At 52.8% G+C, this 25075-nt stretch carries 20 protein-coding genes and 2 pseudogenes; 5 read left to right on the forward strand and 17 right to left on the reverse strand.

Going from position 1 to position 25075, the window contains the following annotated elements:
• Positions 1 to 108 precede the first annotated feature (108 nt).
• The 4 genes from GUC22_RS22925 to GUC22_RS22940 all read right to left on the reverse strand — a co-directional run bounded on the left by GUC22_RS22925 (position 109) and on the right by GUC22_RS22940 (position 6511).
• Positions 109 to 2400 carry a hydratase gene (locus tag GUC22_RS22925; RefSeq protein ID WP_154930552.1) on the reverse strand — a complete coding sequence of 764 codons (2292 nt, stop codon included), beginning with the start codon at positions 2398 to 2400 and terminating at the stop codon, positions 109 to 111.
• A gap of 75 nt (positions 2401 to 2475) precedes the next feature.
• Complete coding sequence (locus GUC22_RS22930; protein WP_370512084.1) at positions 2476 to 3768, reverse strand: SLC13 family permease; 1293 nt, start codon at positions 3766 to 3768, stop codon at positions 2476 to 2478.
• 147 nt (positions 3769 to 3915) lie between these two features.
• Positions 3916 to 5349, reverse strand: coding sequence for an anion permease (locus GUC22_RS22935; RefSeq protein WP_004872289.1), 1434 nt, complete (start codon positions 5347 to 5349; stop codon positions 3916 to 3918).
• Positions 5350 to 5455: 106 nt separating this feature from the next.
• Positions 5456 to 6511: a 4-oxalomesaconate tautomerase gene (locus GUC22_RS22940; protein WP_004872291.1), complete on the reverse strand. Its 1056-nt coding sequence runs from the start codon at positions 6509 to 6511 to the stop codon at positions 5456 to 5458.
• 278 nt (positions 6512 to 6789) lie between these two features.
• Here GUC22_RS22940 and GUC22_RS22945 point away from each other — a divergent pair, with 278 nt between their 5' ends.
• Positions 6790 to 7728, forward strand: a complete 939-nt coding sequence (locus GUC22_RS22945) for a LysR family transcriptional regulator (protein WP_049086844.1) — start codon at positions 6790 to 6792, stop codon at positions 7726 to 7728.
• 29 nt (positions 7729 to 7757) lie between these two features.
• On the opposite strand, the gene rihC is transcribed toward GUC22_RS22945, so the two are convergent.
• From rihC to ribF, 6 genes are all read right to left on the reverse strand, one after another.
• Positions 7758 to 8672, reverse strand: a complete 915-nt coding sequence (rihC, locus tag GUC22_RS22950) for a ribonucleoside hydrolase RihC (protein ID WP_049088261.1) — start codon at positions 8670 to 8672, stop codon at positions 7758 to 7760.
• 65 nt (positions 8673 to 8737) lie between these two features.
• Positions 8738 to 9688, reverse strand: coding sequence for a 4-hydroxy-3-methylbut-2-enyl diphosphate reductase (ispH, locus tag GUC22_RS22955; protein WP_049086835.1), 951 nt, complete (start codon positions 9686 to 9688; stop codon positions 8738 to 8740).
• Position 9689: 1 nt separating this feature from the next.
• Positions 9690 to 10139 carry an FKBP-type peptidyl-prolyl cis-trans isomerase gene (gene fkpB, locus GUC22_RS22960; RefSeq protein WP_004872298.1) on the reverse strand — a complete coding sequence of 150 codons (450 nt, stop codon included), beginning with the start codon at positions 10137 to 10139 and terminating at the stop codon, positions 9690 to 9692.
• A gap of 54 nt (positions 10140 to 10193) precedes the next feature.
• Positions 10194 to 10694, reverse strand: a complete 501-nt coding sequence (gene lspA, locus GUC22_RS22965) for a signal peptidase II (protein ID WP_064411445.1) — start codon at positions 10692 to 10694, stop codon at positions 10194 to 10196.
• Positions 10694 to 13510: an isoleucine--tRNA ligase gene (gene ileS, locus GUC22_RS22970; protein ID WP_024360377.1), complete on the reverse strand. Its 2817-nt coding sequence runs from the start codon at positions 13508 to 13510 to the stop codon at positions 10694 to 10696. The genes lspA and ileS overlap by 1 nt, the downstream gene beginning before the upstream one ends.
• A gap of 44 nt (positions 13511 to 13554) precedes the next feature.
• Entirely contained in the window at positions 13555 to 14493 is a 939-nt protein-coding gene (ribF, locus tag GUC22_RS22975; RefSeq protein WP_004872305.1) for a bifunctional riboflavin kinase/FAD synthetase, read from the reverse strand.
• Positions 14494 to 14823: 330 nt separating this feature from the next.
• Between ribF and rpsT the strand changes: the two genes are divergently transcribed.
• The gene (gene rpsT / locus GUC22_RS22985; protein WP_003018940.1) at positions 14824 to 15087 is read left to right on the forward strand and encodes a 30S ribosomal protein S20; all 264 of its coding nucleotides are present in this window, start codon (positions 14824 to 14826) and stop codon (positions 15085 to 15087) included.
• Between the two features lie 110 nt (positions 15088 to 15197).
• Here rpsT and nhaR read toward each other — a convergent pair whose 3' ends face one another.
• The 6 genes and pseudogenes from nhaR to dnaK form a co-directional block, all read right to left on the reverse strand.
• Positions 15198 to 16097 carry a transcriptional activator NhaR gene (nhaR, locus tag GUC22_RS22990; RefSeq protein ID WP_004872310.1) on the reverse strand — a complete coding sequence of 300 codons (900 nt, stop codon included), beginning with the start codon at positions 16095 to 16097 and terminating at the stop codon, positions 15198 to 15200.
• 53 nt (positions 16098 to 16150) lie between these two features.
• Positions 16151 to 17326: a Na+/H+ antiporter NhaA gene (gene nhaA, locus GUC22_RS22995; protein ID WP_024360379.1), complete on the reverse strand. Its 1176-nt coding sequence runs from the start codon at positions 17324 to 17326 to the stop codon at positions 16151 to 16153.
• 98 nt (positions 17327 to 17424) lie between these two features.
• Positions 17425 to 17719 (reverse strand): annotated as a pseudogene (locus GUC22_RS27570) (hypothetical protein); the annotation flags it as partial.
• A gap of 118 nt (positions 17720 to 17837) precedes the next feature.
• A pseudogene (locus GUC22_RS27575) lies at positions 17838 to 18011 on the reverse strand (LysR family transcriptional regulator); the annotation flags it as partial.
• Positions 18012 to 18338: 327 nt separating this feature from the next.
• Positions 18339 to 19475, reverse strand: a complete 1137-nt coding sequence (dnaJ, locus tag GUC22_RS23010; protein ID WP_024360381.1) for a molecular chaperone DnaJ — start codon at positions 19473 to 19475, stop codon at positions 18339 to 18341.
• Positions 19476 to 19562: 87 nt separating this feature from the next.
• Positions 19563 to 21479, reverse strand: coding sequence for a molecular chaperone DnaK (gene dnaK, locus GUC22_RS23015; protein WP_004128758.1), 1917 nt, complete (start codon positions 21477 to 21479; stop codon positions 19563 to 19565).
• Between the two features lie 385 nt (positions 21480 to 21864).
• Here dnaK and GUC22_RS23020 point away from each other — a divergent pair, with 385 nt between their 5' ends.
• From GUC22_RS23020 to satP, 3 genes are all read left to right on the forward strand, one after another.
• Positions 21865 to 22269 carry a DUF2541 family protein gene (locus tag GUC22_RS23020; RefSeq protein ID WP_049130045.1) on the forward strand — a complete coding sequence of 135 codons (405 nt, stop codon included), beginning with the start codon at positions 21865 to 21867 and terminating at the stop codon, positions 22267 to 22269.
• A 27-nt stretch (positions 22270 to 22296) separates the two neighbouring features.
• Positions 22297 to 23046, forward strand: coding sequence for an acidic protein MsyB (gene msyB / locus GUC22_RS23025; protein ID WP_024360384.1), 750 nt, complete (start codon positions 22297 to 22299; stop codon positions 23044 to 23046).
• Positions 23047 to 23134: 88 nt separating this feature from the next.
• The gene (gene satP, locus GUC22_RS23030) at positions 23135 to 23701 is read left to right on the forward strand and encodes an acetate uptake transporter (RefSeq protein ID WP_004132816.1); all 567 of its coding nucleotides are present in this window, start codon (positions 23135 to 23137) and stop codon (positions 23699 to 23701) included.
• Positions 23702 to 23747: 46 nt separating this feature from the next.
• Here the strand turns inward: satP and GUC22_RS23035 are convergent, their stop codons facing one another.
• Positions 23748 to 25058 (reverse strand): MFS transporter, encoded by a 1311-nt coding sequence (locus tag GUC22_RS23035; RefSeq protein WP_024360385.1) that lies wholly within the window; start codon positions 25056 to 25058, stop codon positions 23748 to 23750.
• Positions 25059 to 25075 lie beyond the last annotated feature (17 nt).

The following is a 25075-nucleotide window of genomic DNA, read 5'->3' on the forward strand; positions in this document are numbered from 1 at the left end:
ATAGCGCAAAACGGCGAGAGTTTTGAACGTGAGTTATTTTGCCTCGGCTATGAATAAAACGGGGATGATATATCATCCCCATTTATTCATCTTGCCGATGAAGATCATTTAATGTTGGTGGGTTGTTAAGCGTAATTTATTATAATTAATTAAGCTCCCCGCTTTAATAATCTCCCGCTCTGATGCGGTTAATCCCTCCATATAAAGCGAGATCTCTTTAACGGGATGCTGAGGGCTAATCACGAAGGCGGTAATTTGACTCAGATGGGTTTCCAAAGCGGACTTGATTCCCGGGATATAGATGAAGTCGCCCACTTCAAATTCCGGCAGCGCCTCCATCTGCAGCGGCAGCATCCCCCAGTTGATAACGTTTGAACGATAGCGCTTGGTCGCATACTGCTGGGCAATATTCGCCAGGCCGCCGAGGACTCTCTGGCAGCTGGCGGCCTGCTCGCGCGCGGAACCATCGCCGGGTTTTACCGCATACACCATACTGCCTATCTCCGTCTGCTCGAGGGTGACATTTTCCTGTCCCGGCAGCTGTCGGATCCGGGAAAAAACCGCCTCAAGCTCCGGCTCCAGACGACAAGGGTTGTCGCCTGTCATCCGCCTTGTTTCCAGAGCGGCAATCTTCTTACTGCGGCCAACGTAGCCCGGGTCGCGTCGTGAAAGGGTAAACTCGGCCAGCCCTAAAGGATTGGAGCGGAATGAAGAGGTTTCTCCTGATGGAATAAGTTCATCGGTGGTGGTCACCGGATCCATTATCTTTGAGGTCACGTTTAACAGAATATTTTCCGTTAGCGCACTCATCTCCGGCCAGTCTTTAATATTCGGACCATAAATCAGCGATTGTTGCGTCGCCCCCTTAATAAAGCCTTGATAAACGCGATTTTTATAAGGCGAAGCATCAAATTCATACTGCGGAATGTTTTCCCAGCAATCGAGTTCGCAAGCCGATGTCAGCACGCCCCCATTGGCTGCCGTCGCCGCAATGGAGCGGGCATCCATCAGCGCGACAGCCGACATTTGCCCATTCCCCGGTTTTGACCCTTCCCGGTTTGGAAAATTACGCGTCGTGTGGCGAATGCTTAAACCGTTATGCATGGGCGTATCGCCTGCGCCAAAACAGGGTCCACAAAATGCGGTGCGCATAATCGCGCCGGCGCTCAACAGCGCGCTGGTCATGCCTTTTTTAGTCAGGTCCATCAATACCGGTTGGGAGGAGGGATATATCGACAGAGAGAAATCGTTGTCACCACAGGAGCGGTTTTTTAAGGCATGCGCCGCTTCGACCACGTTAACATAATTTCCGCCGGCGCAACCGGCGATAATTCCCTGCTGAATCCGCAGTTTGCCATTTTCGATTTTATCCCGCAGGGTGAGCGCTGCGCGTCCCTGGGAAATTTTATCGGCCGCCGTTTCGACCTCATGCAAAATATCCTGCAAATTGTCATTAAGCGTATCAATTTCATATACGTTGGCGGGATGAAAGGGCAAGGCGATCATCGGCTTGATGCTGCTTAAATCCACTTCTATGCAGCCATCATAGTAAGCCATCTCTTTTGCCGAGAGCGGACAATAGTCCTGCTCCCTGCCATGAAGGCGTAAGTAGTGTTTGGTCTCTTCATCGGTTTGCCAGATAGAGGATAAACACGTGGTCTCCGTTGTCATCACATCCACGCTATTTCTGAAGTCGGTAGACATCGTCGCCACGCCCGGGCCAACAAACTCCATAATTTTATTTTTCACGTAACCGCGCTCAAACACCGCGCCAATGATCGCCAGGGCAATATCCTGAGGGCCAACGCCGGGAGAGGGTTTACCCGTCAGATACACCGCAACTACCTCTGGATAATCAATATCCCAGGTCTCACCGAGCAGCTGCTTAACTAATTCTCCGCCCCCCTCGCCAACCGCCATCGTTCCCAAAGCGCCATAGCGGGTATGGCTGTCTGAGCCCAGGATCATTTTCCCGCTGCCGGCCATCATCTCACGCATATATTGATGAATAACGGAAATATGGGGCGGGACATAAATGCCGCCGTACTTTTTCGCTGATGACAAGCCAAATATATGGTCATCGCTATTGATCGTGCCGCCGACTGCGCAAAGGGAGTTATGACAATTCGTTAAAACATATGGCAATGGAAAACGCTCCATGCCTGATGCCTTAGCGGTCTGGATGATGCCCACAAAAGTAATATCGTGGGAAGCCATTGAATCAAATTTAATTTTTAACTTATGATCATCCCCTGACGTATTATGGGCGGAGAGAATCGACCATGAGATCGTTCTCTTGCGCGCCTCCTCCTTCTCCTCTACCGCGGCTGAACGATTATCAGCACAAATAATACCATGCTGATGCGAGATATAGACTCCATGGTCATATAATTTAATCATGACATATATCCTTAGATGTAGAAAAAATCACGCCTGAGCGATTAGCCCTAATTTTTAAAAGATCGCTGGCCGCGATTAATAAAATGGAAAGAAAATGGGCAGCAAAACAAAGCTAACAATTACCGATATCAAAATAAGCGGCAAACCAACTTTTACATAATCGACAAACTTATATCCGCCGGCGGAAAAAATCATCATATTGGCAGGCGTTCCCACTGGCGTCGCATAAGCGCATGAACAGCCGATAACAATCGCCATTAACACCGCCCGGGGATCGGCGCCCATCGAATGGGCAATAGACAGGCCAATCGGCATTAATAAAGCCGCCGTTGCCGTATTCGACATAAAATTGGTTAAAATACAGGAGATGATTAATACGGCGCTTAAAAGTAAGAAAGGCGAGGCCTGGTGCCCGAGCAAGTCTATTATTGAGCGCGCCATGATCGCGCCAGCGCCGGTGGTTTCCAGTGCCTTTGCTAATGCCAGAGTGCCGCCGAACAGGAAAATCGTCTGCGAGTCGATGGCCTGGTAGGCCTGTTTTTCAGTAATCACCCGGGTAATAACCAACGATAAAGCGCCAATTGAACCAATAATCGCGATCGGCAAACCAATGCGCTTTTCGAAGATCATGCCCAATACCGTCGCGATCAATACCGACAGCGCAATCACCTGCTTATACGTCGGGCAATCGACCGTCCTGATGCTTTCTGCGCCGTGCTTCTGAAGCGTATTTTTGCCGGGTAATATCCGGTAGCCGATAGTCACAAAATAGAGAATACCGCAGGCTAACATGGGAATACCTAACTTAGCGTATTCAAAAAAACCGAAACTTTGGCCAACCTGTTCCAGCGCCGATTGCGCGATCAGGTTGCCGGGTGAACCGATCAGCGAAAGATTTCCGCCCAACGCCGAGGCAAACGCCAGCGGCATAAGAAGCCGGGAGCGGGCGTACCCTGATTTAATCGCTGCGCCTATTACCACAGGAATTAAAACCGCCGCCGTGCCGGTATTGGACAAGACTCCGGAAAGAAGCCCACAGACTAACATAATGATGACAATGAGCTGCTTTTCGCTCCGCGCATAACGCGTCACAATACCGCCAATCTTATCCGTTACGCCGGTTTCAAATAAGGCGCCGCCGACCACAAACATTGCCACAAACAAAATGACATTTTGATTAATAAAACCGGAAAAAGCCGTTTGCACATCAAAAACGCCGGTAACCACCAGAGTAATACAAACAATCATGGCCGTTACAGCCAGCGGGATTTTTTCCCATACAAACATTACTATAGAAAAAACTAATAGCGACAATGTAATCGTAACTGGAGACATAAATATATCACACCTCACCTTATCAAAGGCCATATAATCATATTTGAAATCAGGTAACTTCACCCACACTTAAACGCTCAAATAAAAAGAGCAGATAAGTCACATGCCGCTCTGAATAATAAACCTTGCCCCTGGGCACCCTGTGATGCCCAGTTAAGCTATCATTTCCTCAAAAAATTTTTAAATTACCTTCCAGGCGATTAATATTTCCCACCACCATACTCCTAGCGTGATTTGCAGGAGGAAAGTAAGTAACGCTAATATTCCACCGATAATCCACCATGATTTAATATCATTATAGCCAACGCCAAAAATAACTGGCCCTGCCGCCCCGCCGTAGTGGGTTACCATGCCACCATAAGAGTTGCTGAAGAGTAAGGCGAGCGCAGTTAGCATGACCGGTGCGCCAGAAACGTTCGCCAGCATAGCAAAAACGGGAACCATCGCCACAATATAAGCGCTGCCTGACGCAAAGAAGTAACGCACTAAAATGCTTAAGGCAACAATAACGATGAAAGCGACATTACCATGACCGTTAAATGAAATATTATTTTTTAATAAATCAGCCAACCATAAGAAAAAGCCAACTTTGGAGAGCAGGGAACTTAAACCAATAATACCGCCGTACCATATGAGCGTATTCCATCCCCCCTTATTCTTAATCACGTCATCCCAGGTGACGATTCTCAACACCAGCATTAACGCCATAACGCCGATCGCCACGGTAGACTCATTCACTCCCAGCGATTGACTAAATACCCAACCGCCAAGCGCAAGAACAAAGAGGCAGGACAGCATCTTTTCACGTAGCGTCATTGGCCCCAAAGCTTCCATACCGGCTTTGGCGATCTTTTTGTTATCGACTTTCTTCAGTTCTGGCGGGTAAAGCTTGTAGGTAATCAGCGGCGTCAACAGTAACATGATAATTCCGGGTAATCCGGCCGCCAGCGCCCATCCTCCCCAGCTCAATTTTATATGGCAAATATCTTCGATCATTTTTAGCGCAAGTATATTTCCGGCCATCGCGGTGAAGAACATATAGCTGGTCGTTTTGGTCACCATATAGACGTTCAGCATGAGATAATGACCAACGCGTTTTGCGCTGCGCTCCGGCTCGGACCCAAGAGCGACGGCAACACTGTTAATAATCGGCAGTACAATTCCGCCTGCACGCGCTGTATTTGAAGGCGTCGCGGGCGCCAGGATCAGGTCAAGGAAGGCGGTAACGTAGCCCAGACCCAACGTCGTACTGCCAATTTTGCCGATCAGAATATATGCAATTCTTTTACCCAATCCGGTAATGACAAATGCCGCGCTCAGGGTAAATGCAGAAAACACCAACCAGGTGGTACCTGATGAATATCCGCTTAACACGCTGGCCGCTTTTATCGAACCGTCGCCTAAATTTCCCACAACCACCATTGATGCGGCCACCGCGATCAGCAGGACCACGGGCTCAGCAAAAGGTTTAATGACTAACCCGACAATCGCGGCCAGATAGATACCGGATAATACCCAGGCAAGTTTTGATAACCCTTCTGGCGCTGGGAATAAACTGATGAGTAACGGTATTGCTATTATAACAAGCAGTTTCCATAATTTATTCTTTTGCATTTCCATTCCTTCCCTGCAATCAATATGTAAGGATGCTGGTGAAACGTATTCACATCACTCCCTCCCCGATTCCGGGTATTTTTATAGATACTCAGAGAGTGGGTATTTATTCGGGAATGTAAACCGTTCCTGAAAGGATCTTCCGCGCAGTACGAATAACCGAAGCCCGGATATCTTCTGGGCGTTCAGTCGTCTGGCTTAAGTCGACTTCAATACCGCCGCTGGGGTGTTCGACTTTAATGATTCCGTCGCCTGATAGCTTCGTCAGTTCATTAGCAATGGTTTTCGGAATAATACATGCGCTTGCCAGACCGATAGCACCGGTAATCGCCAGCGATTTATGGCAATTATGCGGCATAAAATAGCGTACGTTTATACTTCCGCCGCTTAATGCAGGAGAAATCAGAACCGGTTTTGGGATAACCATATTCGTTACATCCCCAAACCCCATCGCCTTACCGGCCTGGATACGAATAGATTCAAGCGATTTTAATAACCCGCTATCCCGATCTAATTCACTCGCAGATTCATATCCGGTTTTGCCCAGACTCTGAGCCGGGATCACCACCATGGGCATCGCCATATCAATACAGGTCACTCGTACATCATCGAATACGTCCATACGATTACCCGTCGGGAAAAGGCGTCCGGATTTGGCCCCCGCCGCATTCAAAAAAGTCAATGCAACCGGCGCGGCGCGCCCCGGAACGCCATCGATTTGGCTATCCCCTTCATAGATAACCTTGCCGTCAGGTGTTTGAACGTCAGCGTCAATAAAAGTATTGGTGTTCACGTTTCTTATACGCACTCGCGTAACCGGAGACGCCGCCTCAACTAACCCATGTTCAATCGCAAACCCGCCTACCGCACACAGCATATTGCCGCAGTTTGGCGTTGTATCCACCCGCCGTTCATTAACGATGACCTGAACAAACAGATAATCGATATCCGCTTCTTCGCTAAGCGATTGACTGATAATCGCCACCTTACTGGTTTGTGGGCTCCCTCCGCCAATGCCGTCAATTTCCAGCTCATGACCCGAACCCATGATGGCTAATAAGCAGTCATCACGTTTCTGAATATCCTTGGGTAAATCATCTGCTAAAAGAAAGGCGCCTTTCGATGTCCCACCACGCATTAATACACAGGGAATGCTCTTCATAGCATGTTCCTTATTCGCTAAGAAATAGAAGAATGGTGTAAAACGGCTCCGTGAATTTAATTGGTTTTATGTTTTTTAAGATTTTTATTTACTTAATTAACGGCCAATATCAATCACCTCAGGCATTTTACAAATTCATTCTACTTGCCAGAATCTCACCGGTTGATAAAATTTTGCCATAACAGTTATTCCTGCTGAGTATTAATAAAAAGCATTCCCGCTTAATAATGACTAGTCATCTACTTAGAGAAACGCTTATTAACCCCTACGGAGCAATAATGAAAAATGAACTATCCGGTATGAAAGCTTTTGTCACGGTTGCGGAGCTAGGCTCATTTAGTAAAGCAGCCGAGCAGCTCAACCTCACGCAACCCGCGCTGACTAAAAAGATAAAAAAAATAGAGGATAATCTGAATATTGCGCTGTTCGAACGAACCACGCGAAAAATTGCGCTTACTCAGGCCGGAAAAATGCTTCTCCCAAAGGCCAAAGCGTTGATTGCCAGCCTTGATGCGGCAATATTTAACCTCAACGATTTAACGTCTCAAATACATGATACGGTAACGCTATCTTGCATTCCGACCGCCGTATTTTACTTTTTACCGCGTGCTATCGTGCAATTTAACCAAAGCTATCCCAACATCAAAGTACGAATTTATGAACAAGGTATAGAAACGTGCATGAACTCGGTACGCAAAGGCGATGTTGATTTTGGAATAAACATGAACTTCATCACATATCCAGACATCGATTTTATCCCTCTGGTGAATGAACCTTTTGTTCTGGCGTGTCGGCAAGACCATCCGCTGGCGGGGAGACAATTAGTTGAATGGCGGGAACTGGTGAGCCAAACCTTAATCGGGGTAAGGAAATCAAGCGGCAACAGACAGTTAATCGAGAAATGCCTGGCTGATAAGCCCTGGCGACTGGATTGGTTTTATGAAGTCCGACACTTGTCGACCTCGCTCGGTCTTGTCGAAGCCGGGTTGGGCGTCTCGGCGCTCCCCTGCCTGGCGATGCCCCATAGCGGCAACAGCACCGTCGTGAGCGTTCCGCTTGTCGAGCCGGTGATCCGGCGCACGCTGGGTATGATCCGCGTAAAGAACCGGCCCCTTTCCGCGGCGGCAGAACGATTAGCGTCGCTATTACTGCTGATGTGGACCGATGAAGCGGGCACGCTATGGCGCAACGTCGTCGACCCCATTCAGAGCACCTGAGCGCCATGCCCGGCCGCTTCGTTACCGGGCTAGGGCGCCAGCGCAATCACCTCGGCCGCCCAGCGCTGAAATCCTTCGACATCCAGCCCCAGCGCCACCTGCGCATTTGCCGGTTGGCCCAGTTTGCCTTCGATATCCACCACCGTGGTGCCTGAGGTCCATATGCCCTGGGTTTCTACCGCCACAAAGCACGGTGCAAGGGTAAACAGCTGCGGACGGACCAGCCAGGCAATCGCGCACAGGTCGTGCATACGCAGCCCGCTGCTCATGCTCCCGCTACGGTAGTGGCTAAACAGCGCGTGCAGCATCTTTCCGGTCTGATTAAGCGTCGGCAGAGTGGCGAGATACGCCGGCGCCAGCATCGCCTGATTGGTGACATCCAGCCCGCACATAACGATCTCCAGCCCGCTGCTGAACACTTTAGCCGCCGCTTCCGGGTCGATGGCGATGTTAAATTCCGCGTTCGGCGTAAAGTTACCGCGCCCGGCGGAGCCGCCCATAATCACCAGACGACGGATGTTAAAACGGCATTCAGGGTACTGGGTCAGCAATAGCGCGATGTTGGTTAACGGGCCAATCGCCACCAGCGTCATCGGCTCCGGAGCGTGCATCAGCGCGTCGCGGATCGCCTGAAACGCCGGTTTCGCCAGCGGCTGACGGTGATGTTCAACAAAATCGTAGCCTTCCATCCCGGATTCGCCGTGCACGGAAGCGGCGTCGCGCAGCGGGCGAACCAGCGGCATCGACGCCCCCTGGGCCAGCGGGACACCAGCGTTCCAAAAATGCAGAAGCTGCAGGGCGTTGCGGGTCGTTTTCTCCACCGATACATTCCCCGCGACCGTGGTCATCAGCTGCAGATCCAGCTCGGGGGCGAACAGCGCGGCGGCAATCGCCGCGGCGTCATCAATGCCGGGATCGGTATCCAGAATGATAGGTAAGCGCATAGTTTCTCCATAAAAAATGCCAGACGTTAAGCCTGGCATCTTCTCATACTGCGGCGGAAAAGAACTTACTCTACTTCACGGACGTCTACGCGCAGCTCTTTCGGCACCTCGAAAACGATGTTCTCTTCGCGCCCTTCCAGCGGCACCGCTTCGCCGCCGCCCAGCTCCTGCAAACGCGTAATCACGTTCTGGACCAGAATATCCGGCGCCGAAGCGCCCGCGGTGACGCCGACGCACTGCGCTTCTTTCACCCACGCTTCCTGGATATCGGTCGCGTCGTCGATCAGATAGGCCGCTTTCCCCATCCGCTGAGCCAGCTCGGCCAGACGGTTAGAGTTAGAGGAGTTCTTCGACCCTACCACCAGCACCACATCGGCCTGCCCGGCCAGCGCGCGGACGGCTTCCTGACGGTTAGTCGTGGCATAGCAGATATCATCTTTGCGCGGCCCGACGATTTTCGGGAAACGCTCGCGCAGAGCGTCAATCACGTCGGAGGTATCGTCGACGGAGAGCGTCGTCTGGGTCATAAACGACAGCTTAGCGTCGTTTTTCACGTCCAGCGTCCAGACATCGTCCGGCGATTCCACCAGGTACATTCCCCCCTGCGGGTTGCTGTACTGGCCCATGGTACCTTCGACTTCCGGATGACCGGCGTGACCAATCAAAATGGATTCTTCGCCGCGACGGCTGGCGCGGGCGACTTCCATATGCACTTTGGTGACCAGCGGACAGGTGGCGTCAAACACCGTCAGATCGCGGCTTTTCGCCTCGTTGCGAACGGCCTGAGAGACCCCGTGGGCGGAGAAGATCAGGATTGCGCCGTCCGGCACTTCGCTAATCTGCTCAATAAAAATCGCGCCGCGCTGCCGTAGGCTATCGACAACATAGCGGTTGTGCACGACTTCATGACGCACGTAGATCGGCGCGCCGTATAGCGTCAGCGCGTTTTCAACAATGCTGATAGCGCGGTCAACGCCTGCGCAGAAGCCGCGCGGGTTAGCCAACAGAATCTGCATCTTACCCCTCCAGCGCCGGATCGATCTCCAGCACTTCAACATCAAAATGAACGGTACGCCCGGCCAGCGGATGGTTGAAATCAACGGTGATCGAATCGCCGTTCACTTCGCGGATCACGCCGGGCATTTCGCTGCCATCCATTGCGGTAAAGAGCATAATCGCGCCGATTGAAGGCTCGCCCGCGTCGATAAATTCCCGGCGCGAGAAGTATTGGATCAGGTCCGGGCTCGGTACGCCAAACGCGGCGTCCGGCTCCAGCGAAAAGGTGGTTTTATCCCCTTCTTTCAGCCCCAGCAGATGCTGTTCAAGACCTTCAGAAAGCGAGGTATCGCCCAGGCGAAACAGCGCGGGTTTACCGTTATTGCGGGTTGACTCTGCGGTGGAGCCATCGTCGAGCTTTAAGGTGAAGTGCACCAGCACCGCACTGTTGCTCTGTACTGATTTAGACATGCAGGTTGCTCACTAGTTTTGCCCGGCGGCGATGGCGCCGCCGGGCGAGTTTTGTTACGCCTGTTTCTTCGCAGCCGCGTTCGGTAAGAAGCCTTCCAGCACGATCAGCGCCGCGCCGATACAGATAGCGGTATCGGCAAGGTTGAAGGTGGCGAAGTGCCAGTCCCCGACGTAGAAATCGATCATATCGACGACAAAACCATGCCACAGCCTGTCGAATAAATTCCCCAGCGCGCCGCCAATAATCAGCGCATAGGCAATGTTATTCAGCTTTTGCGTCGCCTTAGAACGATACATCAGCACCGCGAGGATCACGCAGATACCGATAGCGATACCGGCGAAGAACCAGCGCTGCCAGCCGCCGCTGTCGGCGAGGAAGCTAAAAGCCGCGCCATAGTTGCGCGCATAGTGCAGATTAAGCGATGGGAACAGCGATACCGTATCCCCCAGAACGAAGTTCTGGAGGATCAGGAATTTACTGCCTAAATCGATAATCAGCACGGCTACGACGACCCACAGCCAGCGTAGCCCCGTTGAACAAATCGGTTTACTCATCAGGCAAACTTACGTTTTTCGCCGTCACCGGCGATGTTGCTGACACAGCGTCCGCAGATATCCGCGTGTTCCGCCACCTTGCCGATATCCGTGGTGTAATGCCAGCAGCGCGGGCACTTGTCACCTTCGGCTTTGCTCAGCACGACTTTCAGGCCTTTCAGCAGCTCACTCTGCCAGGCGTCGGCCGGAGCCTGCGCATAATCGGCAACTTTCGCCCCTGAGGTCAACAGGACAAATCGTAATTCGTCGCCCAGCGCGTTGAGCTTCGCCGCCAGATCGGCATCGGCGTACAGGGTCACCGCCGCCTCCAGCGAGCCGCCAACCTGCTTATCCGTACGCGCCTGTTCGATAACCTTGTTGACTTCGCCGCGCACCTTCAGCAGCGCGTCCCAGAAACCGTCATTCATCGCTTCGTCAGCGTCCAGGCCAAACAGGCCGGTATACCATTCGCCGGTAAAGACGTATTTCTCGCGGTCGCCCGGCAGGTAACCCCAGATTTCGTCAGCGGTGAAGGACATGATCGGCGCCATCCAGCGCACCAGCGCTTCGGCAATATGGTACAGCGCAGTCTGGCAGCTACGACGCGCGATGCTGTCGGCCTTGGTGGTGTACTGGCGGTCTTTAATGATATCGAGCCAGAACGAGCCCATTTCGATGGAGCAGAAGCGCATCAGGCGCTGCACCACTTCGTGGAAATCGTAAGATTCGTAGGCTTTGACGATATCGTCCTGAGCCGCTTGCGCGCAGCCTACAGCCCAGCGGTCCAGTACGACCATCTCTTCCGGTTTCACCATGTCTTTTGCCGGGTCGAAGCCGTTGAGGTTCGCCAGCAGGAAGCGCGCGGTGTTACGGATACGACGATAGCTGTCGGCGGCGCGTTTGAGGATCTCGTCGGAGACGGCCATTTCGCCGGTATAGTCGGTGGAAGCCACCCACAGGCGCAAAATATCCGCACCCAGCTTGTTCATCACGTCCTGCGGCGAAACGGTGTTGCCGATGGATTTGGACATCTTGCGGCCCTGACCATCAACGGTAAAGCCGTGGGTCAGTACCTGGCGGTAAGGCGCTTTGCCCTTCATCGCGGTAGAGATCATCAGCGAGGACATAAACCAGCCGCGGTGCTGGTCGGAACCTTCCAGATACATGTCGGCGGCGTGACCGGTAAATTCCGGACGCACGTCAACAACGGAGGAGTGGGTCGACCCGGAGTCAAACCACACGTCCAGCGTATCCGGCACCTTCTCGTAGCTATCCGCATCGGCGCCGAGGATATCGCGGGAATCGAGATCCCACCACGCCTGGATGCCGTCAACTTCTACGCGTTTGGCGACTTCTTCCATCAGCTCCAGCGTACGCGGGTGCAGCTCTTGCGTCTCTTTATGCACGAACAGCGACATCGGTACGCCCCAGGTGCGCTGACGAGAGATACACCAGTCAGGACGGTTGGCGACCATCGATTCGATACGCGCCTGGCCCCAGTCCGGGATCCACTGCACGCCTTTGATTTCGGAAAGCGACTGCGCGCGCAGGCCTTTTTGATCCATGCTCACGAACCACTGCGGCGTGGCGCGGAAGATGATCGGCGTTTTGTGGCGCCAGCAGCACGGGTAGCTGTGCTGCATTTTTTCAACGTGCAGCAGCGCGCCTTTTTCTGACAGCAGCGCAACGACAACATCGTTAGCTTTGAAGACGTTTACGCCGTCCAGCGTCGGGTAAGTTCCCGGCAGGTAGGCGCCGTCCGGACCAACCGGGTTAGCGACTTCCAGACCATATTTTTGACCGATGACATAGTCATCCGGACCGTGGCCTGGCGCGGTATGTACCGCACCGGTACCCGCGTCCAGCGTGACGTGATCGCCCAGGATCGCCGGGACGTCGAAATCGAGGAACGGATGCTTAAAGCGCATCAGCTCCAGCTCGGCGCCGTTCACCACCGCCAGGATGGTGTAATCAGCAATGCCGGCGCGCTTCATCACGCTTTCGACCAGGTCTTTCGCCAGGATCAGCGCCTGATCGTCAACCTGCACCAGCGCATAGTCAAACGCCGGGGAGAGGGAGATGGCGCGGTTCGCCGGCAGGGTCCACGGGGTGGTGGTCCAGATAACCAGAGAAACCGGGCCGTTAACGTCGGCCACGCCGAATTTCGCCAGCACCGCCGCTTTATCGGCCGCGTGGAACGCCACGTCGATGGACGGGGAGGTTTTGTCGTAATACTCGACTTCCGCTTCCGCCAGCGCTGAGCGGCAGTCTACGCACCAGTGCACCGGCTTAGCGCCTTTGTGCAGGTGGCCGTTGCCGATGATTTTACCCAGCGCGCGGATGATGTTGGCTTCGGTTTTGAAGTCCATGGTCAGGTACGGGTGCGACCAGTCGCCGAGCACGCCCAGACGGATAAAGTCTTTACGCTGTCCGTCAACCTGGGTGGCGGCGTATTCGCGGCACTTGGCGCGGAACTCGGCGGCGGTGAATTTCTCGCCCGGCTTGCCGTACTCCTGCTCCACTTTCAGCTCGATCGGCAGACCGTGACAGTCCCAGCCCGGTACGTACGGGGAGTCATAGCCCGCCAGCCCTTTGGACTTAACGATAATGTCTTTCAGAATCTTGTTAACCGAGTGACCAATATGAATGCTGCCATTCGCATAAGGAGGGCCATCATGCAGAATGAAGGTTTTTTTGCCTTTTTTGGCTGCACGAATGATGCCGTACAGGTCATCATCGGTCCAACGCGCCAGCATTCCCGGTTCACGCTTGGCGAGATCGCCGCGCATCGGGAACCCTGTTTCCGGCAAATTCAGGGTCGATTTATAGTCACTCATCAGATTCTCGGTTCCGTATTTCGGTTTGATAAACACCGTCAGGGTTATGCCTGCCCGGTTAGCCCAAAGAAGTCGCGGGCCGTTAACTCATCACGTGCGATTTGCGTTTTTAGTTCATCAAGCGACGCAAATCGCTGCTCGTTACGTATTTTTTTACGCAGTATTACATCTATATGGCGACCGTAGAGGTCCATTACAACATCCAGGAGATGAACTTCCAGCTGCTGACGCACGCCGGATACCGTTGGACGAGTACCAATGTTGGCGACGCCCATAAACGGTTTGTCGCCAAGCCCTGTCACTTCTACCGCATAGACCCCTTTTACCGGGGAAACCTGACGGCGCAGCGGTAAATTCGCCGTCGGGAAGCCTATTGTGCGCCCGAGCTCATCGCCGTGCACTACGCGCCCGGAGATGGTAAACGGATGCCCCAGCAGCGTCTCCGCGAGGGGCAGATCGTCGTCAGCCAGCGCCTGGCGCACCGCCGTGCTGCTGATGCGCACGCCGCCTTCACAGAAGGTTTGGGTGCTGGTGACGTCAAAGCCATACTCCACGCCGGCTTTTTGTAATAACAAGAAATCCCCCTGGCGACCCGCGCCAAAGCGGAAATCATCGCCAACGGCGAGGAACTGGACGCCCAGCCGGCGGACCAGCAGTTCGCTGATAAAGTCCTGGGCGGTCAATGCGGCAAAGCGCCGATCGAAGCGCACGCACAGGACGTAATCGACGCCGCTTTCGGCCAGATAGTTCAGCTTCTCACGCAGGCGCGTTAATCGCGCTGGCGCTTTATCGGCGGCAAAAAGCTCAAGCGGCTGTGGTTCAAAAATCATCACCACCACCGGTAAGCCACGCTGGCGACCTTCTGCGCGCAAACGCTGCAATAATGCCTGGTGCCCGCGATGCACGCCGTCAAAATTTCCAATGGTCAGCACGCACCCGTGCGGGGCCTGACTGAGATTATGTATGCCGCGTATCAGCTTCATGTCTGGCTCAAAACAGTGAAAATCGTCCGAGTATACCTTGTACAACTGGCGACGTTAACCAGCGATTGCACCTCTTCACTGAAAGATCCCGGTAATTCATTCACTCAGCGCGAGATTGCGGGAAAATCTCTCCGGCATCGTCGATTTTTATGGTCGAAAGGCTGTATTCGCCAGCAACAAGCTGGTAGAATCTTGCGCCATCACTACGTAATGAAGCGTTGTTAGTTTGAACGACGCTTATTTGCACAAATCCATTGACAAAAGAAGGCTAAACGGGCATTCTCCTCGGCCTTTGAATTGTCCATATAGAACACATTTGGGAGTTGGACCTTGGCTAATATCAAATCAGCTAAGAAGCGCGCCGTTCAGTCTGAAAAGGCCCGCAAGCACAACGCTAGCCGTCGCTCTATGATGCGTACTTTCATCAAGAAAGTATACGCAGCTATCGAAGCTGGCGACAAAGCTACTGCACTGAAAGCATTTAACGAAATGCAACCAATCGTGGACCGTCAGGCTGCTAAAGGTCTGATCCACAAAAACAAAGCTGCGCGTCATAAAGCAAACCTGACCGCTCAGATCAACAAACTGGCTTAATCGCCAGCGCGTTGTCGCTTTGAAAAAAACCCGCGAAAGCGGGTTTTTTTATGTCTGCCATTTATGACGCTGGAGCCTGGACCCGGCCTCGGCATTGTCCTCGTGCAGCCCTACGCCTGAGGTGGCGTAAAAAGCGCCGAATAGTCACGGTTACAAATCCGCTGCACCGCCGGATGCTGGATCATTCGTTCCGCAAAGATGGCGTGATACTCTTCCATGACGTTGTCCATGCGCCCGATCTCAACTATCGATTCATCGCTATAGAAATCATGCGCATATAGCGTCGGCGCAACGAAAATCGCATTGTGCGCCGCGCCGAAGGCCTTCATCAACGCCGCATCGTCAAACTCGCCCAGAATTTCCACCTGCAGCCCCTGCGAGTTAAACCAGTTGAGCAGCTTGCGCCCTAACATGGAACGACGGCCGGGGATCAGCAGACGACGTTCTTCCAGGCAGCCCGGGAAGGGTTTTTCCGGCGGCGGATTCATGCACCAGAAGCTCACGCTGCACTCGCCGATTTTTACCGAAAATAGCCCTTCCTGCTGAGTGGAGTCGATGGGGCAGTCGGAGATGATCATATCAAGCTTATGCTGGCTTAGCTGCTCAAGCAGCATTTCGTGGGTCGACTCGAAACAGCGTAAATGGATCTGTTCGTTATCGACGACGGCGGCATCCAGTACACCGCTAACCAACCGTTTCGACAGCGCGTCCGCGACGCCAACATCAAACAGCAGATTCGACTCTTTACGATAGTTAACGATGTCGAGCATTTCCTGGCTTAGCGTAAACATACGATCCGCGTAGCGGAACACAAGCTCGCCGAGTTCGCTGGGCTCCAGTCCTCTTCCTTTGCGCTTGAACAGCTTCCCCTGCAGGCGCTCTTCCAGGGCTTTAATTTGCCCGGTAATGGTCTGCGGAGTCAGGAACAGCGCTTCCGCGGCGCCGACAACGGAGCCTTCTTTGTAGACGTGCCAGAAGTAGTACAGGTGATTGTAGTTGATATGCGACATGCTTCTCTCCCTGATAATGTCCTGGAGAGCCGTAGCCGGCTCTCCGTGAGATGTTAAGCCGCGTAGCCCGAATCCGTTACGCGCTTACGCAATATGATGTATCCCGTGACGGCCGATAGTATCGATCCAATCAGGATGCCAAGCTTAGCCCAGTTGATCAATCCGGGGTCTACGCTGCCGAAGGCCAGAGTGGCAATAAAAATCGACATCGTGAAGCCAATACCACACAAAATGCCGACCGCCATAATCTGCTTACAGGTAGTCCCTTCAGGCAACGAGGCCCATTTCAGCTTCAGCGCCAGCCAGCAGAACACGCTAATGCCCAATGGCTTACCGATAAACAGCCCGGCAATAATACCCAACGGCAGCAGCGAGGTCAGCCCTTCCAGCGTGACGCCTTGCAAAGACACACCCGCGTTAGCGAAGGCGAACAGCGGCAGGATCAGGAACGCTACCCATGGATGCAGAACGTGCTCAAGCTGCTTCGCCGGTGATTTACCGTTCTGCTCTTTTAGCGGGATCATAAAGCCGACGATGACGCCAGCCAGCGTGGCATGAACCCCCGATTTCAGCACCGCGGTCCACAGTATGGCGCCGACCAGGATATAGATACCGGTCCGCCTTACGCCACACAGATTTAACGCCGCCAGCACAATAATGGCTCCGGCAGCGACAACCAATGACACCACGGAAAGATCGTGCGTATAGAACAGCGCAATAATAATGATGGCGCCCAGATCGTCGATGATAGCCAGCGCCATCAGAAAAATCTTCAGCGCAGCGGGAACCCGATTACCCAACAACGCCAGTACGCCAAGCGCGAAGGCAATATCGGTCGCCGCCGGAATCGCCCAACCCTCTCTGGCAATCGGATCCTGGCCGTTAAACGCGAGGTAGACCAGCGCCGGAACCACCATTCCGCCCAACGCCGCGACGACCGGAAACACAGCCTGTCGACGGCTGGCCAGCGCCCCTTGATTCATTTCACGCTTCACTTCAAGGCCGATAAGCAGGAAAAATACCGCCATCAGCGCGTCGTTAATCCACAACAGCATGTTCTTGTTGATCTCAAGCGCGCCAACCTTTAGCTGAACCGGCGTCTCAAGGAAAGCATGATACCAACCGCTGGTCAGGCCGACGTTAGCCATCAGCATAGCCAGCGCCGCGGCGATGATAAGAATGATGCCCCCGGAGGCATCACTACTAAAAAAACGATGCAGATGTTTCACTTTTTATAATCTCTTTCTGGGGAATACTTCGTAATTACTATCCTACTCCGCCTGAATCATCGTTAAAATTAGATTATACATGATAAATGGATCGGTTTTTACGAACTATAAAGCCCACAACTGGTGATGTCATAGCGATAACCTGCGCCATTAGTTATCTCATTTTTGTAATAACCTGAGATCATCGTCGCTTCAAAAGCACGGTTTTCGTTTCAGGTTCAATCTCCTGCAAGATCAGATATGGAGATTAACGATAAGATGCACAATCCAGCTGTCGTTATCCGCTGGCAGCAGGATTTTGTTATCATCCCGGGAGCGGAAATTACCGTTATCAAGGACCATCAACTCAACGATTCCCGAACTGTCGTTCGCGAGCTCCACAACCTGGTGCTGCCGGCCGTTTCCATCTCACGGTCCGCAGCGTATCCAGCGACATGAACAGTTTTGCATGCGGGTTATACCGGTACATTTCCAGCGTAATACGCGGAAAGATAATAGTTTTCGGCAATGCCAGTGCTTCCACCGTCGGGATCAGCCCGTCTTTATCCCTGACGAAAAGTTGCTCATTATAAAAAAGCTGTAGCCTGGTTAGCGCGATGGAAACAGCCGCCGACGTTTCGGATAATCGTTTTGATGCTTTTGTCACATTCCCTGCCGATATAACGGCATCCAGCACTTTCACCAGATTATAATCAACCTCTTTTTAAAATTTCCTGAATTCCCCCCTGAAATAAATACAATACAAATAATTATTTAAGCAATGCACATCATATATATAAAGGTATTTTGAGCACTATATCGCTCGTCTTGCATGCATTTTTTCAAGGTGTTTACGGTAGATAAAATAAAATCAAAGATGACCCAGGAAAAAGAAAATTACCATAAAAAACAAAGAATAACATTACCACCAAAAAATCGAATATTTATTACCGAGGAAACACTTTTTATTGCCAATACGTAAGATATAAAAAAACCCGAAATAAATTTCGGGTTTTTTTATATAAAGTGATGATTAACGCGTCAAATCATCGAAAAATTTCTTCACACCGTCGAAGAAACTTTTGGAGCGTGGACTGTTCTTCTCGCCCGTCGGCCCGCCAAAGCTTTCCTGAAGATCTTTCAGCAGCTGCTTTTGTTTATCGTTAAGACCAACCGGCGTTTCGACCACCACGCGGCACAGCAGATCGCCCTGCGCGCCGCCGCGCACGGACTTCACGCCTTTGCCACGCATCCGGAACAGCTTCCCTGTCTGCGTCTCGCCAGGCACCTTAAGGTTCACGCGACCGTCCAGCGTCGGGACCTCAATCTCGCCGCCGAGAGCGGCCATGGTGAAGTTAATCGGTACTTCACAGTACAGGTTGTTGCCTTCACGCTCGAAAATGGCGTGCTGCTTAACCTGAACCTGAACATACAGATCGCCTGCTGGCGCGCCGTGCTCACCGGCTTCACCTTCGCCAGCCAGACGAATACGGTCACCGGTATCGACGCCCGCCGGAATTTTAACCGACAGCGTTTTGGTTTTCTCTACGCGACCATGACCATGGCATTTATTGCACGGATCTTTGATCAGCGTACCGCGTCCCTGACAATGCGGACAGGTCTGCTGAACGGCGAAGAAGCCCTGGCGCATCTGCACCTGACCCGCACCGTGGCAGGTAGGACAAGTCTGCGGCTGGCTTCCTGCTTTGGCGCCGCTGCCGTGACAAACGTCGCACTCTTCTAGCGTCGGGATGCGGATCTCTTTAGTGACTCCGCGAACCGCCTCTTCTAAGGTCAGATCCATGTTGTAGCGCAGGTCTGCGCCGCGCGATGCGCGCTGGCGACCACGACCGCCGCCAAAGATATCGCCGAAAACATCGCCAAAGATATCGCTGAAATCCGCGCCGCCGCCAAAACCGCCGCCGCCGCCGCCCATACCGCCTTGCTCAAAGGCGGCGTGGCCGTACTGATCGTAGGCTGCGCGCTTCTGGGCATCGGTCAGGACTTCATACGCTTCTTTGATTTCTTTGAATTTAGCTTCAGCCTCTTTATCGCCCTGGTTACGGTCCGGGTGATACTTCATGGCCAGGCGCTTATACGCCTTTTTGATTTCACGCTCTTCCGCCGATCTGGAAACGCCTAAAATCTCGTAATAGTCTTGCTTTGCCATTGGTGTTTTTCAGCCCCTTAACATGCGTGCACGGGCGGAGAGGAAACCTCTTCGCCCGTGCCAGTGTTTTACCCGTTCAAAGGGCGATTATTTTTTGTCTTTCACTTCTTCGAACTCAGCGTCAACAACATCGTCGTCCTTCGCGTTGCTCTCGGAAGCGTCAGCGCCGCCAGCCTGCTGCTGAGCGTGCTGCTGCTGCGCGATTTCCATCAGCTTCTGAGAAGCCTGAGCCAGCGCCTGCATTTTCGCTTCAATATCAGCTTTATCTTCACCTTTCAGCGAAGTTTCCAGCGCGGTCAACGCAGACTCGATAGCGGTTTTATCGTCAGCCGGCAGCTTGTCGCCTGCTTCCTCAACCTGCTTACGCGTGCTGTGCAGCAGGTGGTCACCCTGGTTACGGGTCTGTACCAGCTCTTCAAACTTACGGTCAGCTTCCGCGTTCGCTTCAGCATCGCGAACCATTTTCTGTATCTCTTCTTCGTTCAGACCAGAAGACGCTTTAATGGTAATCTTCTGCTCTTTACCGCTGTTTTTGTCTTTCGCGGAAACGTGCAGGATACCGTCAGCATCGATATCGAAGGTCACTTCGATCTGCGGCATACCGCGCGGCGCCGGGTTGATACCATCCAGGTTGAACTGACCCAGTGATTTGTTATCAGAGGCGCGTTTACGCTCACCCTGAATAACATGGATGGTTACCGCGGACTGGTTGTCTTCAGCGGTAGAGAACACCTGGCTGTGCTTGGTCGGGATCGTGGTGTTCTTATTGATCAACGCAGTCATCACGCCGCCCATGGTTTCGATACCCAGAGACAGCGGGGTAACGTCCAGCAGCAGTACGTCTTTCACTTCACCGGTCAGGACACCGCCCTGTACGGCTGCGCCAATGGCGACGGCTTCGTCCGGGTTAACGTCTTTACGCGGTTCTTTACCGAAGAACTCAGCGACTTTTTTCTGCACCATCGGCATACGGGTCTGACCACCGACCAGGATAACGTCCTGGATATCGGATACGGACAGGCCAGCATCCTGCAGAGCAACTTTCAGCGGCTCGATAGAACGGTTAACCAGATCTTCAACCAGGCTTTCCAGTTTCGCACGGGTCACTTTGATGTTCATGTGTTTCGGACCGGTGGCATCCGCGGTGATGTACGGCAGATTGACGTCGGTCTGCTGAGCGGAAGAGAGTTCAATCTTCGCTTTCTCAGCGGCTTCTTTCAGGCGCTGCATAGCCAGCGGGTCGTTACGCAGGTCAATGCCCTGATCTTTCTTAAACTCGTCAACGAGGTAGTTGATCAGACGAGTATCGAAGTCTTCACCGCCCAGGTGGGTATCACCGTTGGTCGCCAGAACTTCAAAGGTTTTTTCGCCATCAACTTCGTCGATTTCGATAATGGAGATATCGAAGGTACCACCACCGAGGTCGTATACCGCGATGGTGCGGTTGCCGACTTCTTTATCCAGACCGTAAGCCAGCGCGGCGGCGGTCGGTTCGTTGATGATACGTTTGACTTCCAGACCTGCGATACGGCCGGCGTCTTTAGTTGCCTGACGCTGAGCATCGTTAAAATAAGCAGGTACGGTGATAACCGCTTCAGTTACTGGTTCACCCAGGTAATCTTCAGCCGTTTTCTTCATTTTCTTCAGCACTTCAGCAGAGATCTGCGGCGGTGCGGTTTTGGTGCCTTTCACATCAAGCCATGCGTCGCCATTGTCTGCGGCAACGATTTTATACGGCATGATAGAAACGTCACGCTGGACTTCTTCGTCCTGGAAGCGGCGGCCAATCAGGCGTTTAATCGCAAACAGGGTGTTTTGCGGGTTTGTCACTGCCTGACGTTTAGCCGGCTGACCAACCAGAGTTTCACCATCCTGGGTATAGGCAATGATAGAAGGCGTGGTGCGATCGCCTTCGGCGTTCTCCAGCACGCGTGCAGTAGTGCCATCCATAATCGCTACACAAGAGTTGGTAGTACCCAGGTCGATACCAATAATTTTACCCATCTAAACGTCTCCACTAAAAATTCAGTCAACATGTGGTTGTGAACCTGTAATAAGGGCGAAACGTGCGGTTTCAACTGCCCAGACATCATTTTTTTTCAGGTTCATTCACTGCGGTTGACTACAAGATGGGGTCACCCGCCGCTTCATCAAGGGGGGGATACAAAAAATTTTTGTCCTGATCCTGCCGCAGAGGGGGACCGGGCATCAGAAGAAGGCCGAAAAGCGGGTTTAAAAATGCACAATATATAATGAATAAAAATAATTAAATTAAAATTCATTCATATTGTAATTGACATAATCCGCAATGATTACGCGCTAAAGACAATAAAGTTCTGGTGATAAAATATTTATCACTGATAACACATCAAATAATAAGGAAATCCTCATGAAATCACTCATTCATATATCAGCAGGATTATTGTTAAGCGCCGCGTTAATCACATCCGTTTCCGCTAACGATCATAAAATTTTAGGCGTTGTCGCCATGCCGCGAAATGAGACTAACGATCTCACCCTGAAGCTGCCGGTTTGCCGGGTGATTAAGCGAATCCAGCTCACCGCCGATCGCGGCGATATCCAGCTTTCCGGCGCGACGGTGTACTTTAAAGCCAGCAATAGCGCCAGTCAGAACCTCAGCGTGCCGTCAACCATCAAAGAAGGGGCAACCAGCGACTGGATTAACATTAATAGCGACAACGATAACAAGCGCTGCGTTAAAAAAATCGCTTTATCCGGCCACACTATTAACTCTTCTGACATGGCTTCGCTAAAAATCATTGGCGACGATTAATATCACTGTTCACATTATCTGAGATTTATGAAAATTAATTATCTGGATGATGAAGACCTCTCTTTTCTTCATCGCTGCAGCGAAGAGCATCTGGAAACATTCACCAGAATTCTGACCCACAATGAGAATGGTAAGCCGCGCCTTTCAAGCGCGCTATTGCGTAATGAAAATTTTCAGGCGATGGCCGGGCATCCTGAGCGCTATCGTCGCAACTGGCAGCTTATTGCCGGCGAGCTCCAGCACTTTGGCGGCGACAGCATCGCCAACACGCTGCGTCGTCACGGAAAGTTCTACCGGGAAATTTTGCTGGACGTCTGCAAGAGGCTAAAAATCAAAGTAGAAAAACAGATGTCTACGCCGGAAATCGAGCAGTATCTTCTGGAGCATTTTCTGGAACATAGCTGGAAGAAGATGGACGATCGGCAGAAGGCTGACTTTTTCATTGCCGTTGAGTGTCGGGTCAACGAGCATAAAGAGATACTCCCCTTTCTGCTACAGACGAATAAGCTGGCGCAGGGCGTCTCGCATCTTCTCGAGGCCCGGCTGACGAAGATCCTCCGCACGCACGCCGCCGTTAGCGTAATCGGCCACGGTTTGGTGCGTGGAGCCGGACTTGGCGGCCCTCTCGGCGCCGCGTTTAATGGCGTCAAAGCCGTGAGCGGCAGCGCTTATCGCGTGACCATTCCGGCCGTGTTGCATATTGCCTGTTTGAGGCAAATGACCAGACTTCATCAGGTGAAAAATGAAATTGGTGAAAAATACCCCGCCAGATCATAGACAGTAACGCAGCGCCTAATTATTATGCCGCGCCCCGCCGCTGAGTGGCGGGGAATGCTTCCCTTTCTAATCATTATTTTGAGGAATTATGGGCAACACTAAGTTGGCTAATCCGGCACCGCTGGGCCTTATGGGCTTCGGCATGACCACTATTCTGCTTAACCTGGCAAATAGCGGCCTGTTCGCGTTTGATGTAGCTATCCTGGCGATGGGCATTTTTTACGGCGGCATTGCGCAGATTTTTGCCGGTCTGCTGGAATTTAAAAAAGGCAACACTTTTGGTTTAACCGCATTCACGTCTTACGGCGCTTTTTGGCTGACACTGGTTGCCATTCTTTTGATGCCGAAAATGGGGCTTGCAGAAGCGCCTAATGCGCATTTCCTCGGTATGTACCTTGGATTGTGGGGCATTTTTACCCTGTTTATGTTCTTTGGCACCCTGAAAGCCGCGCGTATGCTGCAGTTTGTATTTCTCAGTCTGACCGTGCTGTTCGCGCTGCTGGCGATTGGTCACCTGGCTGATAACGAAGGCATTGTGAAGATTGCAGGCTGGGTCGGTCTGGTCTGCGGCGGCAGCGCCATCTATCTGGCGATGGGTGAAGTGCTGAACGAACAGTTTGGCCGTACCGTTCTGCCAATTGGCGAAAAGCATTAATTAACTTCGCCGCCCGTCCGCGAGCGGCGAAGTAAGCCCTATCGATTTACGGCAGGCGCTGCAGTTCAGCTTTCGGCGCAGCGACCTGCTCATCCAGTCCCTGGCGTAGCCAAATCCCCAGCCCCAATCCCATAAACGACAGTGCCAGTACGTACCACGCGGGCGCCATCGGCGAAACGCCCATCAGCATGGTCACCGCAATCGGCGTCAGGCCGCCAAAGATGGCATAAGAGACGTTATAAGAGAATGAAATCCCGGTAAAACGCACTTCAGCCGGGAACGCGCGCACCATCACATAAGGAACCGCCCCTACCACGCCGACGCACAGGCCCACCGTACCGTAGAGCAGAAACAGACGCTGCGGGCTAGCGCCGGAAAGATGGTAGAAAGCCCAGCTTGCCGCCGCGAGGAATACGCTGCCGACAATAAACGTGCGGCTGGCGCCAAAACGGTCGGCGGCCAGGCCTGCCAGCAGGCAGCCGATACACAGCATGATGGTGGCGATACTGTTCGCCTGCAGGGTGATGGCGGGGGCAAAGCCGTAGTGTTTTTGCAGCCAGACCGGCGACATCAGGATCACCACCACCACGCCAGCGGATAAAAGCCAGGTCAGCAGCATTGAGACCGCCACCGCTTTCTGATGCTTCAGCGCGACGGCCTTAACCGGCAGCTCCTGCGCTAACGCCTTGCGCTGCTGCATTTCGAGGAAAACAGGCGTCTCCTGGAGCCAACGGCGCAGATACATGGCGACGAGCCCAAACGCGCCGCCCAGCAGGAATGGAATACGCCAGCCGCCCTCATGGATACCCTGCGGCGTCAGGTTGGTATTAATCAGCGTCGCCACGACCGATCCCAGCAGGATCCCAACCGTCAGGCCGGCGGTCAGCGTCCCGCAGGCGATACCGATTCTTTTTTCCGGTACATGCTCCGCCACAAAAACCCAGGCGCCGGGGACTTCGCCGCCAATCGCCGCCCCCTGAAGAATACGCATAAATAGCAGCAAAAGCGGCGCCACGATGCCCACCGACGCGTAGGTGGGCAGCAGGCCAATCGCCAGCGTAGGCAGCGCCATCAGTAAAATGCTCAGAGTAAACATTTTCTTACGCCCGACCAGATCGCCAAAGTGGGCCATAATGATGCCGCCAAGAGGACGCGCTAAATAGCCCGCCGCAAATATGCCGAAGGTCTGCACCTGGCGCAGCCATTCCGGGATATCCGCTGGGAAAAATAGCTCGCCGACGACGGCGGCGAAGAAGACAAAGATGATGAAATCGTAAAACTCCAGCGCGCCGCCGAGGGCGGCCAGCGTCAGCGTTTTATAATCCTGTCGATTCAGAGGTCGGGTGCAGTGTGACATAACGGGCAATCATCCAG

This window comes from Klebsiella sp. MPUS7, from assembly GCF_009905335.1.
Taxonomy (GTDB): domain Bacteria; phylum Pseudomonadota; class Gammaproteobacteria; order Enterobacterales; family Enterobacteriaceae; genus Klebsiella; species Klebsiella grimontii.